Below are 14,498 nucleotides of genomic sequence, written 5' to 3' on the forward strand. Positions count from 1 at the left end.
GTCGCCCAGCTCAGCGTGGTGCATGGGTGGAGGCGAGGGTGTGGCGGCGAGTTCCGACAGGTGCGGTCCTTTTGGGTCTTCTGGCCGGCAACGCGTCGGCCGTCGAACCAACGCTATCGGAGAAGCTGCGGCTGCTGGCTGATGCCTATCCGGATGCCATAGAGCGCATCGACGTCAATGCACTGGTCCTCGGCGATGGCGGACCGCCGATCGTCATCGATGACGGCAAGGCGAAGACGCATGCCGAGAAGCTGGCCAAGGCCGATGTCGAGGACAGCCTGTCGCAGATCTATCCGCCCGGCGCCTGTGCCGGATCACCGGCCGTCGATTTCGATCCGGGGCGCATTCGCAGCGAAGCGCTGCTGAAGCGACTTTATGGCGGCAGCGCTGCGGCTGTCCGGCGGGATCTCGTTTCGGTTGACTGGTTTGGCGAACGGCTGCGGGTGACGAAAAGGCATGGCGCGGCGCGGGCGCTGAAAGCGGTGGCCGCCGATCTTTCCGCTCGTCCCGAACTCAGGCCCTATCTGAGCCCAAGCGCCGGTACTTTCAACTGGCGACCGATTGCCGGTGCTTCGACGCTTTCGGTTCACAGTTTCGGTGCGGCCATCGATCTCAACACGCGCTTTGCCGATTACTGGCGCTGGGCCGGGAAGGGCGGCACGCGCTATCGCAACCGCTATCCCCTTGAGATTGTCGAGATCTTCGAGAAACACGGCTTCATCTGGGGTGGCCGCTGGTATCACTTCGACACGATGCACTTCGAATATCGGCCGGAGATGATTGCAATCGCGCGGGCGGCCGGCGCGGATGCGACGGTTCAACGTGGAGGCATCAAAGCGCAAGAGGCGCCCGTGAAGGGCGCCAATCATGGGTCGCATCGCCGGGGGAAGACGCTTTCTCAGCGCCGGTAGATCAGCCAGTTGCGGCCGGATTCCTTGCGCATGCCATCTTCGAAGAGAATGGTCTTGTTGCGCCCACCATTCTTGGCCGAATAGAGCGCGATATCCGCCTTGTTGTAGAGATCGACCGGATCTTCGGCCGCCGTCGCCATGCAGACGCCGACGGAAAGCGTGATCGGGCCGTAGTTGACGCCGGTCTTGGAATTGCGAAAGGGCGTGGCCGCGAGCACGGTGCGGATCCGATCGGCGATCTGCAGGCATTCTTCCTGGCTGCTGTCGCCAAGGATGATGGCGAATTCTTCGCCGCCGGTGCGGGCGACGAAGGCCTCGCGGCGCAGATTGGCGCGAAGCACGCCGCCGACGGTCGCCAGGATCTTGTCGCCGACCGGATGGCCGAAGGTGTCGTTGACCTTCTTGAAATGGTCGATATCGGCAACGAGCAGGCCGGTGAAGTTCCTCAGGTGCTCGTTGTTGTAGACGGCGGCCAGATTGTCATCGAAGGCACGGCGGTTGGCGAGGCGCGTCAGCGAATCGGTATTGGCGATGCGCTTGTATTCATCGAGTTCCTGCCGGATGACCTCCATCTCGAAGGACTTCTGCACGACGGTCTCGACGCGTTCCTTGCCCTGGCTCATCGTTTCTGCCGTCGCTTCGGTCAGAATGCCGATCGCGTGGCGCAGGAGATCGGCGCTCGATGCGCTCTTGCTGACGATGTTGACATAGGCCTCGTCGAGAACCTTATTGTAGGTCTCGAGCGCATACTGCTCGTCGCGCAACAGGGTCACGAGTTCGGCAAGCTTGGCCGCAAGCGTGGTATGGGCGCGTTCGATACCGTGCGATCGGTGAATATGGCTGAAGTACTGGGCGCCGATCGCGTCCAGCTCTTCCTGGGTCGCGCGGCTGCCGAGCGCCGCGAGCTCCTTCGACAATTGCGGATTGGAGCCGAGATAGGCTTCGTAATAGAGCTCGTAGTTGCGGGGGATGGGTGCCACACCCATCATGCGCATCGCATGGGTTACCTGCGCTGCGATATCGGGCGTCTGTGCCTTGCCCGAGTTTGCCGTTTGCATCTGCAAACCCCCTAATGTGAATCGCTGCTTACCGGTTGTTATTTTTAGGGGCAAATGATTTGCGAAGTCTTAATATTTGCCGCCACCGCGACGTCGCCAGTGGCTCGATCGCAGCCGTTCGGCCGCTCGATTGCGCGCGTTCGCGACATGAAGCCACGGCGCCAGGCCGGCGCCGTGGTGTATCAAAATGGATCAGGCCGGGCTGATCATCGTTTCGGGACGAACGACCGCGTCGAACTCTTCGTTCGTCACATAGCCGCCGCCGACGGCTTCTTCGCGCAGCGTCGTGCCGTTCTTGTGGGCGGTCTTGGCGATCTTGGCGGCGTTGTCGTAGCCGATCTTCGGGGCAAGGGCCGTTACCAGCATCAGCGAGCGGTCGAGCGCCGCCTTGATGTTGTCTTCGCGTGCCTCGATGCCGACGACGCAGTTGTCGGTGAAGGAGACGGCGGCATCGGCGAGCAGCTGCACCGACTGCAGGAAGTTGTAGGCCATCAGCGGGTTGAAGACGTTGAGCTCGAAATGGCCCTGGCTGCCGGCGAAGGTGAGTGCGGCGTGGTTGCCGAACACCTGGACGCAGACCTGGGTGAGCGCTTCGCACTGGGTCGGGTTGACCTTGCCGGGCATGATCGATGAGCCAGGCTCGTTTTCCGGCAGCGACAGTTCGCCAAGGCCCGAGCGCGGGCCGGAGCCGAGGAAACGGATGTCGTTGGCGATCTTGAAGAGGGCGGCGGCCGTCGCGTTGATCGCGCCGTGGCTGAAGACCATGGAATCATGGGCGGCGAGCGCTTCGAACTTGTTCGGCGCCGAGGTGAAGGCAATGCCGGTGATCTTGGCGATCTCTTCGGCAACCTTCTCGGCAAAGCCGACTGGAGCGTTGAGGCCGGTACCGACGGCCGTGCCGCCCTGGGCGAGTTCGCAAAGGCCCGGCAGCGTCATTTCGATGCGCTTGATCGAGGAGGCGACCTGGGCGGCGTAGCCGGAGAATTCCTGGCCGAGCGTCAGCGGCGTTGCATCCTGGGTGTGGGTACGGCCGATCTTGATGATGTGGTCGAAGGCCTTGACCTTGGCTTCCAGCGCCTTGTGCAGGTGCTTCAGCGCCGGCAGCAGGTCATGGATGACGCGCTCGGCGCAGGCGATGTGCATGGCCGTCGGATAGGTGTCGTTCGACGACTGGCTCATGTTGACGTGGTCGTTCGGATGCACCGGCTTCTTCGAGCCCATGACGCCGCCCAGGAGTTCGATGGCGCGGTTCGAGATCACCTCGTTGGCGTTCATGTTCGACTGGGTGCCGGAGCCGGTCTGCCAGACGACGAGCGGGAAGTGGTCGTTGAGCTTGCCGTCGATGACTTCCTGGGAAGCCTTGACGATGGCATCGGCGACACCCGAATCCAGGCGGCCGAGCGCCTGGTTGGTGCGGGCGGCGGCCTGCTTGACGATGCCGAGCGCCCGGACGATCGAGGCCGGCTGTTTTTCCCAGCCGATCTTGAAGTTGCCGAGCGAACGCTGGGCCTGGGCGCCCCAATAGCGGTCGTTAGCCACTTCGATGGGGCCGAACGTATCTGTTTCCGTGCGCGTCGATGTCATCGTGATACCTGCCTTGATCATGCGGTTCATGAAGCCTGGGCGAGGGGCCGTTTGGCTGATCTCTCCAGGGTGCCGGGCCTCTCTCTGCCCCGACGGCCGGAGCTTGTAAAGGGGCGCGCCATGGCTGGCTATGCTACAATCGTTTGAAACCCCATGGCGCGTCGGGATGCGCGCGCAGCCATGGTGATTCGGCCTCTGCCGGGCTCGTCGGGCCGTTGTGATGTTTCAGTCACAGACGCGATCTTCTTTTCCCGCGCCTGTCGTCGGCCACTGCCGGCATGAACGCGTCCGCTGAAATAAAATCCATTGGGATCAAATTTTTATGACCGCCCGAACGTCTTGCAAATGAGGCGTTCAGGAGATTTCGCAGCGAGGTTTAAGGACGATCGGTTTCGGCGCGTTTCCTTTTCATTCACCATCCTTTTCTATAACTTTTAGCGCACGAGGGCGTGGCGAGAATCTGGCTTCAGCCGAATTCGGCGACAACGCGATACGGGGACGTAGTTTCATATGAGAGTTCTTAAGACGGCAGCGATCGTAGCGCTCATGAGCGGCTGTGCGATCGCGACCATGGACGCGCGGCCGGCTTCGGCCTTCACGTTCGGCGATTTCATTCGGGCGGGCAGAAAGAAGCCCGAGGCGCAGGTGCAGCCGACCCAGCCGCTCCCCGGTGTCGGCACGATGGCTGACCCGCAGCAGGCGGCCAGGCCGCTGCCGAAGATCACCGGCCCGAAATACTATACCTACAAGGCCGAACCGCTGCGCCGGATTTCAACCGACAAGCTGCTCGATCCTGTCGTTACCGGTTCCGTGCGCAACGATGCGCTGCCGCCGATGCTGCGCACGCCGCTTGCCGACGCGCGGCAGTTCCTTCCCGGGATCAACGTGCGGACCTCGGGCGATGTCGCAAAAGCGGTCGAAGCCCATTACGGCGCCCGCATGGACTACATCTGGATCGGCGCCGAAGGCGTCAACGCCAAGGCGAAGGCGGCGGTCGCCGTTCTTGCCGACGCGGCCAAGGTCGGTCTCGACCCGCAGGACTACGCCGTCAACGTGCCCTCCGATACGTTCGATCGCGGCGACATGATCGCCCGCGAAAAGGAGCTGGTACAGTTCGAGATCGCGCTTTCGGCAGCAGCGCTCAGCTACGTGCAGGATACCGTGCGCGGCCGCATCGATCCGAACAAAATCTCCGGCTACCACGACTTCAAGCGCAAGACGGTCGAGCTGTTGCCGCTTCTCGACAAGATGTCGACGAGCAGCGACATGACCGCGCTTCTCAATGAGCAGAACCCGAAGAGCGCGCAATTTGCCGCTCTCTCCGCCGAACTGGTGAAGCTGCGCTCCGAGCAGAGCGTCGAGCAACGCGTCGAAATCGCGCCCGGCACGCTGCTGAAGCCGGGCCAGAGCAATCCTGAACTCGCGAATATCATCGCGGGTATCCGGCTCAAAGGCTCGGAAAAGCTGAAGACCGATCATGCCACGGTTCTTGCCGCCTACCAGGGCACGCCGGAATACACGCCGGAGCTGGTTGCCGTGGTCGAGGCCTTCCAGCAGGAGCACGGGCTCAAGGCCGACGGCGTCGTCGGCCAGGCGTCGCTTCGCATCCTGACCGGCGGCGACACGATTGCCTCCAAGATCAACAAGCTCGAAATCGCCATGGAGCAGGCGCGCTGGCTGCCCGATGGCCTTGGCGACCGCTATGTTTTCATCAACCAGCCGGCCTTTACCGCCACCTATGCCGACAAGGGCGCGGAGCAGTTCTCCATGCGCGTCGTCGTCGGCTCGAAGGCGAACCAGACCTACTTCTTCCAGGACGAGATCCAGACGGTCGAGGTCAATCCCTATTGGGGCGTGCCGCAGTCGATCATCGTCAACGAGATGCTGCCGAAGCTCAGGAGCGATCCGAACTATCTCGACCGCATGGGCTACCAGGTCGAGGTTGGCGGCCGACCGGTGCCGTCGGCATCGGTGAACTGGAACGGCTCGACCGCTTCGGTCGCGGTGCGCCAGCCGCCGAGCAGCGACAATGCGCTCGGCGAGTTGAAGATCCTGTTCCCCAACAGCCACGCGATCTACATGCACGACACGCCGTCGAAGAGCTTCTTCAAGCGTGACAACCGCGCGCTCAGCCATGGCTGCGTGCGGCTTGCCGATCCGCGCCTGATGGCGGCGGCCGTGCTCGGCACGAGTGTCGACGATGTCGGCAAGGAGATCGCCGGCGGCCGCAACAAGGCGCTGCAGGTTCCGGTGAAGGTTCCGGTCTACGTCGCCTACTTCACGGCTTGGCCGAACAAGGACGGCGTCGTCGAGTACTTCAACGACGTCTATGAGCGCGACATGTACATGAACCGGGCCTTCGATGCGACGCGCGGCGCGCGCCGGGCGGAAGGATAAGCAAGAAAAAGGCCGCTTCGAGCGGCCTTTTTCTTGTCTGCTATTTGGAAAACAGGCCCGAGACCAGATCCGGGGTCAGCTCGTCGAAGTGGCTGATGACAACGGTGGGGTCGAGGCTTTCGACCGGTACATCGGAATAGCCGAAGGGAACGGCGATCGAGGGCACCTGAGCATTGCGGGCGACGAGGAAGTCGTTGAGGCTGTCGCCAACCATCACGGTGCGGGTCGCCAGGCCGCCGGCATTGCTGACCGTCCGCAGGAGGTGCTCGGCATTGGGCTTGCGCACTTCAAAGGTATCGCCGCCCGAGATCGCCGCGAAGCGCTCGATCAGGCCGAGGCGCTCGAGCAGGCGGGTGGCGAGCTTTTCCGGCTTGTTGGTGCACACGGCAAGCTTGAAGCCGGCGCCCGAGAGGCGGTCGAGCGCGTCGATCAGGCCCGGATAGGGCAGCGATTCGCCCGGCATCGAGCCGTGGTAGAAATCGACGAACTCCTTCAGCTGCCATTCCAGCATGTCTTCGGCGAGCGGTTTCTGCCTGAGCGCAAAGGTGCGCTCGATCATGGCGCGCGCGCCATGGCCGACAAGATGCGTGAGGTCGCCATAGGTAACCGGCTCGACGCCGGCCTGGGTGACCGCATGGTTGAGGCTGGCGACCAGGTCCGGCGCCGTGTCGACGAGCGTTCCGTCGAGATCGAAGACGACAATGGGAGAAGACAAGGAGAAAACCTCTTGGTGCTGAAAACCGTTGCTGATCGGGTAGGCGAACTCATCGGCGATTGCAATGGCAAGCCGGCGCGGCCAGCCATGCGGAATCCTGAACGCCGGTTTCATTTTGACTTTTGTTTGCGTCGTCGGGCGTGTAAGTGTCACAGCGGAAAACGGGCGGCCGTTCGCTGATTGCGGCCTGCTGCCCGTGCGAATCACAAGGGAGCGACCGGCGCATGGACGCCCGCGAAATGAAAATCAAAGCCGCGGCCGCGGCGCTGGAATATGTCGAGGACGGCATGCGTCTCGGCATCGGTACGGGCTCGACGGCCGAGGAGTTTGTCCGGCTCTTGGCCGAGAAGGTCGCCGCCGGCTTTCGCATCGAAGGCGTTCCCACCTCGGAGCGCACCGCGCGTCTCTGCCTCGAACTGGGCGTTCCGCTGAAATCGCTCGATGAACTGCCGGAGCTCGATCTGACGATCGACGGAGCCGACGAGGTCGATGGCCGATTGCGGCTGATCAAGGGCGGCGGCGGTGCGCTGCTGCGCGAAAAGATCGTCGCGGCCGCCTCCAACCGGATGATCGTGATTGCCGACGAGACGAAGGTCGTCGATGTTCTCGGCGCTTTCAAACTGCCGATCGAGGTCAATCCTTTCGGTCAGGTGGCAACCCGGATCGCGATCGAAAAGGTCGCCTCGCGCCTCGGCCTTTCCGGCGATATCACTGTCCGCCAGTCCCATGACGGCGCCTTCCTGACGGACGGCGGGCACCTCATTCTCGATGCATCTTTTGGCCGTATTCCTGATGCAGATGCGCTCGCGGGGGAGCTGAATGCCATTCCCGGTGTCGTCGAGCACGGGCTTTTCATCGGTATCGCTTCGCTGGCAATCATTGCCGGGCCGCAAGGGGCACGCACGCTGACGGCGTCCTGAGCCGGCCTCGTTGTCCCTTGAGGGGCAGGGGCGGTGAAGACAACAGGTTTCCATACATGCGGGCCTTGCGGCGGCAATCGCCCGGGCAGCATGCGACAAACACAGGAGCAAGGGTAAAAATGAACAAACTCGCAGGTCTTGTCCGCACTTTCGCTGCCACCGCGGTTCTGCTGTCCGCGTCCGTTCCGGCGGTCAAGGCCCAGGATGTCTCCGAAGACCAGATCAAGGCGGCGCGCGCGACGATCGCCGCTCTCGGCGTGACCAACAGCTTCGACAACATTCTGCCGAACCTTGCCGAGCGCCTGAAGAACACGCTGATCCAGGCGTCGCCGAACCATCAGGAACTGATCACCGCGACCGTCGACGAGAAGGCGCTGACCCTCGCCGCCCGCCGCGCCGATCTCGAAAACGAAGCAGCGACGATCTACGCCAAGACCTTTTCGCTCGAAGAGCTGAACGCCATCACCGAGTTCTACAACTCTGCCGCCGGCAAGAAGCTGTTGAACGACGGTCCGATCGCCTCGCGCGAGCTCCTCAAGGCCGCCGACATCTGGGCGTCCGGCGTTTCGCGCGATCTGACCCAGGAAGCGACCAAGTCGCTCGACGAAAAGGTCGGCAGCACCCAGCCGGCTGCAGCCGAAGGCGCAGTTCAGGCACCGGCACAATAAGCTGCGGCGCCGAGCGCCTTCATCACGTTTCGAGGAGCCCGGAGCGATCCGGGCTTTTCTTTTGCCCGGGGGCTCCACTATATGTGCCTGCGGCGCGGCCCTTCGCTGCGCCCGGTTGCGTGTCGCCGCCAAGATCGGCCGGCGCGCTTTTCAGATCGCCAATTCGGCCCGCTTGCTTTCAGGAGACTGCCCATGCCCGCTTTCGACTATGACCTTTTCGTAATCGGCGGCGGTTCGGGTGGCGTCAGAAGCGGGCGCCTGGCCGCAAGCCTCGGCAAGAAGGTCGCGATCGCCGAAGAATTTCGTTACGGCGGCACCTGCGTCATTCGCGGCTGCGTGCCGAAGAAGCTCTATGTCTACGCGTCGCAATATTCGGAGCACTTCGAGGATGCGGCCGGCTTCGGCTGGACGGTCGGCGAAAGCCGGTTCGACTGGAAGAAGCTGGTCGCCGCCAAGGAACAGGAAATCACCCGGCTCGAAGGGCTCTACCAGAAGGGCTTGAACAATGCCGGCGCCGAAATCCTGCATACGCGCGCCGAGCTTGTCGGCCCGAACACGGTTCGTCTGGCGTTTAGCGGCAAGACCGTGACGGCCGAGCGCATCGTGATTGCCGTCGGCGGCCATCCGACGCCGCATGACGCGCTGCCGGGCCACGAGCATTGCATCTCCTCCAACGAGGCGTTCGACCTCGCCGAACTGCCGAAGTCGATCCTGATCGCCGGCGGCGGCTACATCGCCGTCGAATTCGCCAACGTCTTCCACGGCCTCGGCGTCGAAACGACGCTGATCTATCGCGGCAAGGAAATTCTCTCGCGCTTCGACCAGGACCTGCGTCGCGGGCTGCATGCGGCGATGGAAGAGAAGGGCATCCGCATCCTTTGCGAAGACATCATCCAGTCGGTCACGCTCGATGCCGACGGCAAGCGCGTCGCGCACACGATGAAGCATGGCGATATCGCCGTCGACCAGGTGATGCTGGCGCTCGGTCGCGTGCCGAACACGAAGGGACTTGGCCTCGAAGCTGCAGGTGTGAAGACCGACGAGCGTGGCGCCATCGTCGTCGACGCCTTCTCGCGCACCAGCGCACCCGGTATCTACGCGCTCGGTGACGTCACCGACCGCGTGCAGCTGACGCCGGTCGCAATCCACGAGGCGATGTGCTTCATCGAGACCGAGTACAGGAACAATCCGGTGTCGCCGGACCACGACCTGATCGCGACCGCCGTCTTCTCGCAGCCGGAAATCGGTACCGTCGGTCTGACGGAAGAGGAAGCGGCGCGCCGGTTCGACGAACTCGAAGTCTACCGCGCCGAGTTCCGGCCGATGAAGGCGACGCTTTCGGGCCGCAAGGAAAAGATGATCATGAAGCTGATCGTCAATGCCGCCGACCGCAAGGTGCTCGGCGCCCATATCCTCGGTCACGACGCCGGCGAAATGGCGCAGCTGCTGGGCATTTCGCTGAAGGCCGGCTGCACCAAGGACGATTTCGACCGGACGATGGCGGTGCACCCGACGGCGGCGGAAGAATTGGTGACGATGTATTCGCCCTCCTACCGCATCCGCAAGGGCGAGCGGGTCTGACCCGCTTCAGGCGGTCGCGCCCGCAAACCGTGCTTCCTCACGCTTGAAAAGATCGGCGAGTCGATCGATGACCGTCCGGACTTCCGGGCGGCGACGGTCGTCGTCGTTGGCCGCAATCCACAACGGATGCGTCAGGCCCTCAATCAACCCGCCTTCGCGCCTGAGGAGCGGATCACCGTCGCCGACGAAGGCGGGCAGGACGCCGCGTCCGGCGCCGTTGCGGATCAGCCGCACGAGAAGGGCGGGACTGTCGGTCCACGTGTGGATCTGCTGCTCGCGGTTTTCAAAGACCCATCTCTCGGCCGGCGAACCGGCGACTTCGGTACCGATCGATATCCAGGGAAAGTCGTCGCGCTCCGGCATGTTGGCGGGACGATAGACGGCATAGGCGATGTTCACCGAGCGGCGTACCGCCACGTTGCCCGAGTGCGGCTTTTCGTGCAGCACGGCGACATCGGCCTCTCTGAAGGTCAGGTCGAGGCCGCGATGCGCGTGCTTGCAGCAGAAGCGAAAACCGTCGCCGGCGGCGCGGATGTCGGTTGAGTGATCGGCGACGAAGCCTGAGACCCAGGCGTCGCTTGCGACCGAGACGACCGGCAGCGCGAAAGCGTCGCGGTGCCAGTCGGAGATGTTCGCGGCGGCATTCCGCATGGCACGGACATGTTCGAGGAGGATCTGGCCATCGTGGGCGAGGCGATAGCCTTGCTGGCTGCGGATGAAGAGTGCCCTGCCGGTCGCTCGCTCGAGCGCGAGCATGCGGCGGCCGATGGTCGGCGCGCTCAAGCCTGTCCGCATGGCAGCACCGCTCAAGCCGCCCTCGGTCGCGACGTGATAGAACAGTTTCAAATCGTCCCAGGCTGCCTCGGCCATAAGCACTCCATGGCGGTCTTCGTCTCGTACTAACGCGGGTCGCCCGCCTTGGCTTCCGTTCGCGGATGAAAGACGTCTTTCAGCAGTGCGCCTACAACGCTGCCGGCAAAGACATTAGGTCTCCGATTGTCTCAAGGCAAAGGAGGCAAGACCATGCTTGAACATTGGGCAGTCATGTGGACGGTTCTGCAACGCGAAAGCCGCCGCGGGCAGCGCAGCGGCCTGGATGATCCGCTGGACGCGCCGGAGTGGCGCGGCCTGCACTGGGTGCTGCCGTTCATCTCTTTCCTGTTTGGTCGGCGCAGGCCGGACGCTCGCCCGACACGCGCCACTGCGACGCCCGCCAGGGCGCACAAGGACGGGAGGGCCAGCCGTTGCGGGCCGCAGGCCGTCGGGCACCATCGATGAACGCACCGTTGCCTATCTCGGCCGCGTTGCCGCGCAGCTGCCGCGGCAGCGCGCGGACGCCACTATCCTATTGAAACCGCGCACAGTTCTTTCGATATACATGGTCGTGCTTTCGGGATCGTGCGCCCTGCGGACATATCCTTGCGCTCCGGGCGTCCTGCAAAGCAATGAATTCTGATAGGATGGCTTTCCAAGCGTTTCCTTAACGTCTATAAGCCCGCATTCCGCGGCGTTTTCGGCTGGGCGGGCACGAGGCTTGGCCGAGTGACCGGGGCAGGGCCTGCGGATGTTGAGTGAAATTTCCGAATACCGGGCGGCCGCGTTGGCCGCCGGGCGCGACCCGCGCGGTTGGTTCCGCGGCAGACAACAGGTGATCGAAATGGCACAGACTTGGACTCCAAACAGCTGGCGGCAGAAACCCATCCAGCAGGTGCCGGACTATCCGGACCTGGCAGCGCTTGAGGCGACCGAAGCACGCCTCGCGAAGTATCCGCCGCTGGTGTTTGCGGGTGAAGCACGCCGCCTGAAGAGCGCCCTTGCCAATGTCGCCGAAGGCCGCGGCTTCCTGCTGCAGGGCGGCGACTGCGCCGAAAGCTTCGCCGAACACGGCGCCGATACGATCCGCGACTTCTTCCGCGCCTTCCTGCAGATGGCCGTCGTCCTGACTTTCGGCGCACAGCAGCCGGTGGTGAAGGTCGGCCGTATTGCCGGCCAGTTCGCCAAGCCCCGTTCGTCGGGCATCGAGAAGCAGGGCGACGTGACGCTGCCATCCTACCGCGGCGACATCATCAACGGCATCGAGTTCACCGAGGAAGCGCGCATTCCGAACCCGGAACGCCAGATCATGGCTTACCGCCAGTCGGCCGCGACGCTGAACCTTCTGCGCGCCTTCGCGATGGGTGGCTATGCCAACCTCGACAACGTGCACCAGTGGATGCTCGGCTTCGTCAAGGACAGCCCGCAGGCCGAGCGCTACCGCAAGCTCGCCGACCGCATCTCCGAAACCATGGACTTCATGAAGGCAATCGGCATCACCTCGGAAAACCATCCGAGCCTGCGCGAGACCGATTTCTTCACCAGCCACGAGGCGCTGCTGCTCGGCTACGAGCAGGCGCTGACGCGTGTCGATTCGACCTCGGGCGATTGGTACGCCACGTCCGGCCACATGATCTGGATCGGCGACCGTACCCGCCAGCCCGACCATGCGCATATCGAATACTGCCGCGGCATCAAGAACCCGCTCGGCCTGAAGTGTGGTCCGTCGCTGACGGCCGACGGTCTCTTGGAGCTGATCGATCTGCTCAACCCGGCCAACGAAGCTGGCCGTCTGACGCTGATTTGCCGCTTCGGCCACGACAAGGTGGCCGAGCATCTGCCGCGCCTCATCCGTGCGGTCGAGCGCGAAGGCAAGAAGGTCGTCTGGTCCTGCGACCCGATGCACGGCAACACGATCACGCTCAACAACTACAAGACCCGTCCGTTCGAGCGGATCCTGTCGGAAGTCGAGAGCTTCTTCCAGATCCACCGTGCCGAAGGCTCGCATCCGGGCGGTATCCACATCGAGATGACCGGCAACGACGTGACAGAATGCACCGGCGGCGCCCGCGCGCTTTCCGGCGACGATCTCGCCGACCGCTACCACACCCATTGCGACCCGCGCCTCAACGCGGACCAGGCGCTGGAACTCGCCTTCCTGCTCGCCGAACGCATGAAGGGCGGCCGCGACGAGAAGAGGATGGTCGTCAACGGCTGATCTAAATCTCTGGCATTGTTCAGGTTTTCTGAACGTCGCTTGGATGCTTTGAATTTGACAATGCCGGGCCGGCTCTGGAAGCTAGCCCGGCATTTTCGTGTCTGGAGCAGGGCGCGGCGCGGGCTGTCGCTTGCGTCGGCACGCTCCATGGCACGATCGAGGGGTCATGAACTTGGGGAGGGGCAATGCAGGACATTCATCACGGGGGCTGCCTTTGTGGCGGCATTCGCTTCAAAGCGCGCGGCGAGCTGCGCGAACTGATCTTCTGCCACTGCAGCCAATGCCGGAAGCAGACCGGGCTGTATTACGCCGCAACCAACGTTCAGGACCAGGACTTCGAGATCGAGGGGGCGGAGAACGTAACCTGGTACAGGGCCAGTGATAGCGCCAGCCGGGGCTTTTGCCGGCAATGCGGGTCGGCGCTGTTCTGGAAGGCGGATGGCTCGGACTACACCTCGATCCTTGCGGGCGCCTTCGAGAAGCCGACCGAGCTGAAGGCGGGCTATCACATCTTCTGCGAAGATCAGGGCGATTTCTACGAGATCAAGGACGGCCTGCCGAAATTTGCGGCCGGGCGCGTCTGATACATGCCGCAGAAAAGCGTGCAGCGGTTTGCGGCAACGGCATGCATAAAAACAAGAGCTTAGAACCCGGCGGGTGATGGCTCTTTCATGCGACAGCTTTGAGCCTCACGCCGGCGGGCTTGCCGCCTGCCGTTCGGCCTGCTCGATGCCATTGGCGAGGCCCGCCAGCTTGACGGCCTGCCAGTGGCAATATTCGTCGATCAGCCGCGCGCTCAGCCAGAACAGGCCGCGCTGACCCTGGTCGGCCCTCCCAAGGAAGCCGAGGTCCTGCGCCCGCGTGAAGATGCGCCGGATATGGGTGTTCGAAATCATGTAATGCGTGGCGAGATCCGAGAGGTTCGCCTCCAGCCAGACCTTGCCGTCCACGGGCTCCAGGCTTTTCGGCCGCGCCATCAGGTCGTCGAGCAGCAGACCGCCACACTCTGTCCAGACGAAAGCCGCGACACCTTCCGGCGGATCCGTCCACCGGCGATCCGAAAGCAGCAGGCGCGCGGCGATCGGCTGCGCCCGCTCGAAAACCGTACGGTCGGCTTCGACGCGAGCGACACGGCAATCGCCGTCGAAGCGATCGAGCGTTCCCATCTGGCTCATGAACCAGCGCAGCATCGCGCCTTCGCTGACCTCCGTCGGTTCAAGCGGGCGGATCTTCTTGCGTGCGCGTCCGCCTTCCGCGTCGCGCAGGAGCTTGTAGGTGACGAGCTCGGCGATAAAGGCCGCAGCCGTGTTGCGGCTGGCGCCGCCGGTCTCGTGGATGAACTTCAGGAGGCGCGCGGTCGTGATCCCCGTTTCGGGATTGCCGGGCTCACGCTCGAGGTGCAGGGCGTAGACGGCCTGGCTGAGCGTCCATTTCTGATGGGAGGCGACAAGGCGAGCGATGCGGGGGAACATGTCGTAGGCGGCCATGAGATCGCGCGCGCTCGCCTGCAGCACGCTACGCAACTCCGGATGACGAAGAAAGCCTTCTGCGGTGAAGGCGAGCGAGCCATCCCGCGCTGCGCCTTCCTGCTCTGCCATCACATGCATCTGCTGCGCATACCCCCAATGCTCGC

The 14,498-nt window shown here is 63.5% G+C and carries 13 protein-coding genes; 8 read left to right on the forward strand and 5 right to left on the reverse strand.

Features of this window, described 5'->3' with window-relative positions:
• Positions 1 to 38: 38 nt before the first annotated feature.
• Positions 39 to 911, forward strand: coding sequence for a M15 family metallopeptidase (locus tag XB14_RS07755; protein ID WP_077961054.1), 873 nt, complete (start codon positions 39 to 41; stop codon positions 909 to 911).
• Here the strand turns inward: XB14_RS07755 and XB14_RS07760 are convergent.
• A complete protein-coding gene (locus XB14_RS07760) occupies positions 899 to 1,969 on the reverse strand; it encodes a GGDEF domain-containing protein (protein ID WP_077961055.1) in 1,071 nt (356 codons plus the stop codon). The two genes, XB14_RS07755 and XB14_RS07760, sit on opposite strands and share 13 nt — an antisense overlap.
• A gap of 192 nt (positions 1,970 to 2,161) precedes the next feature.
• Positions 2,162 to 3,553 (reverse strand): class II fumarate hydratase, encoded by a 1,392-nt coding sequence (gene fumC, locus XB14_RS07765; protein ID WP_077961919.1) that lies wholly within the window; start codon positions 3,551 to 3,553, stop codon positions 2,162 to 2,164.
• A gap of 510 nt (positions 3,554 to 4,063) precedes the next feature.
• On the opposite strand from fumC, the gene XB14_RS07770 reads away from it, so the two are divergent.
• Positions 4,064 to 5,950 (forward strand): L,D-transpeptidase family protein, encoded by a 1,887-nt coding sequence (locus tag XB14_RS07770; RefSeq protein ID WP_077961056.1) that lies wholly within the window; start codon positions 4,064 to 4,066, stop codon positions 5,948 to 5,950.
• A gap of 40 nt (positions 5,951 to 5,990) precedes the next feature.
• On the opposite strand, the gene XB14_RS07775 is transcribed toward XB14_RS07770, so the two are convergent.
• Positions 5,991 to 6,665 carry an HAD family hydrolase gene (locus XB14_RS07775; protein ID WP_077961920.1) on the reverse strand — a complete coding sequence of 225 codons (675 nt, stop codon included), beginning with the start codon at positions 6,663 to 6,665 and terminating at the stop codon, positions 5,991 to 5,993.
• A gap of 224 nt (positions 6,666 to 6,889) precedes the next feature.
• Here XB14_RS07775 and rpiA point away from each other — a divergent pair, with 224 nt between their 5' ends.
• The 3 genes from rpiA to gor all read left to right on the forward strand — a co-directional run bounded on the left by rpiA (position 6,890) and on the right by gor (position 9,834).
• Positions 6,890 to 7,585, forward strand: a complete 696-nt coding sequence (rpiA, locus tag XB14_RS07780; RefSeq protein WP_077961057.1) for a ribose-5-phosphate isomerase RpiA — start codon at positions 6,890 to 6,892, stop codon at positions 7,583 to 7,585.
• A gap of 119 nt (positions 7,586 to 7,704) precedes the next feature.
• The gene (locus XB14_RS07785) at positions 7,705 to 8,253 is read left to right on the forward strand and encodes a DUF2059 domain-containing protein (protein ID WP_077961058.1); all 549 of its coding nucleotides are present in this window, start codon (positions 7,705 to 7,707) and stop codon (positions 8,251 to 8,253) included.
• 192 nt (positions 8,254 to 8,445) lie between these two features.
• Entirely contained in the window at positions 8,446 to 9,834 is a 1,389-nt protein-coding gene (gor, locus tag XB14_RS07790; RefSeq protein ID WP_077961059.1) for a glutathione-disulfide reductase, read from the forward strand.
• Between the two features lie 6 nt (positions 9,835 to 9,840).
• Here the strand turns inward: gor and XB14_RS07795 are convergent, their stop codons facing one another.
• Positions 9,841 to 10,704, reverse strand: coding sequence for a LysR family transcriptional regulator (locus tag XB14_RS07795; protein WP_077961060.1), 864 nt, complete (start codon positions 10,702 to 10,704; stop codon positions 9,841 to 9,843).
• A 153-nt stretch (positions 10,705 to 10,857) separates the two neighbouring features.
• On the opposite strand from XB14_RS07795, the gene XB14_RS07800 reads away from it, so the two are divergent.
• The 3 genes from XB14_RS07800 (at position 10,858) to XB14_RS07810 (ending at position 13,449) form a co-directional block, all read left to right on the forward strand.
• Positions 10,858 to 11,112 carry a hypothetical protein gene (locus XB14_RS07800; protein ID WP_077961061.1) on the forward strand — a complete coding sequence of 85 codons (255 nt, stop codon included), beginning with the start codon at positions 10,858 to 10,860 and terminating at the stop codon, positions 11,110 to 11,112.
• Positions 11,113 to 11,491: 379 nt separating this feature from the next.
• Positions 11,492 to 12,865: a class II 3-deoxy-7-phosphoheptulonate synthase gene (locus XB14_RS07805; RefSeq protein WP_077961921.1), complete on the forward strand. Its 1,374-nt coding sequence runs from the start codon at positions 11,492 to 11,494 to the stop codon at positions 12,863 to 12,865.
• A 185-nt stretch (positions 12,866 to 13,050) separates the two neighbouring features.
• Positions 13,051 to 13,449, forward strand: a complete 399-nt coding sequence (locus XB14_RS07810; RefSeq protein WP_077961062.1) for a GFA family protein — start codon at positions 13,051 to 13,053, stop codon at positions 13,447 to 13,449.
• Between the two features lie 105 nt (positions 13,450 to 13,554).
• Here the strand turns inward: XB14_RS07810 and XB14_RS07815 are convergent, their stop codons facing one another.
• Positions 13,555 to 14,472: a hypothetical protein gene (locus XB14_RS07815; protein ID WP_077961063.1), complete on the reverse strand. Its 918-nt coding sequence runs from the start codon at positions 14,470 to 14,472 to the stop codon at positions 13,555 to 13,557.
• Positions 14,473 to 14,498: the final 26 nt, after the last annotated feature.

It is taken from the genome of Ensifer adhaerens (assembly GCF_002007205.1).
GTDB lineage: Bacteria > Pseudomonadota > Alphaproteobacteria > Rhizobiales > Rhizobiaceae > Ensifer > Ensifer adhaerens_D.

What these genes read in the sequence shown, in the direction of transcription:
- XB14_RS07760 (WP_077961055.1), bottom strand. Translation starts at nt 1,969, where the DNA reads ATGCAAACGGCAAACTCGGGCAAGGCACAGACGCCCGATATCGCAGCG.
- fumC (WP_077961919.1), bottom strand. Translation starts at nt 3,553, where the DNA reads ATGACATCGACGCGCACGGAAACAGATACGTTCGGCCCCATCGAAGTG.
- XB14_RS07770 (WP_077961056.1), top strand. Translation starts at nt 4,064, where the DNA reads ATGAGAGTTCTTAAGACGGCAGCGATCGTAGCGCTCATGAGCGGCTGT.
- rpiA (WP_077961057.1), top strand. Translation starts at nt 6,890, where the DNA reads ATGGACGCCCGCGAAATGAAAATCAAAGCCGCGGCCGCGGCGCTGGAA.
- XB14_RS07785 (WP_077961058.1), top strand. Translation starts at nt 7,705, where the DNA reads ATGAACAAACTCGCAGGTCTTGTCCGCACTTTCGCTGCCACCGCGGTT.
- gor (WP_077961059.1), top strand. Translation starts at nt 8,446, where the DNA reads ATGCCCGCTTTCGACTATGACCTTTTCGTAATCGGCGGCGGTTCGGGT.
- XB14_RS07795 (WP_077961060.1), bottom strand. Translation starts at nt 10,704, where the DNA reads ATGGCCGAGGCAGCCTGGGACGATTTGAAACTGTTCTATCACGTCGCG.
- XB14_RS07800 (WP_077961061.1), top strand. Translation starts at nt 10,858, where the DNA reads ATGCTTGAACATTGGGCAGTCATGTGGACGGTTCTGCAACGCGAAAGC.
- XB14_RS07805 (WP_077961921.1), top strand. Translation starts at nt 11,492, where the DNA reads ATGGCACAGACTTGGACTCCAAACAGCTGGCGGCAGAAACCCATCCAG.
- XB14_RS07810 (WP_077961062.1), top strand. Translation starts at nt 13,051, where the DNA reads ATGCAGGACATTCATCACGGGGGCTGCCTTTGTGGCGGCATTCGCTTC.
- XB14_RS07815 (WP_077961063.1), bottom strand. Translation starts at nt 14,472, where the DNA reads ATGCATGTGATGGCAGAGCAGGAAGGCGCAGCGCGGGATGGCTCGCTC.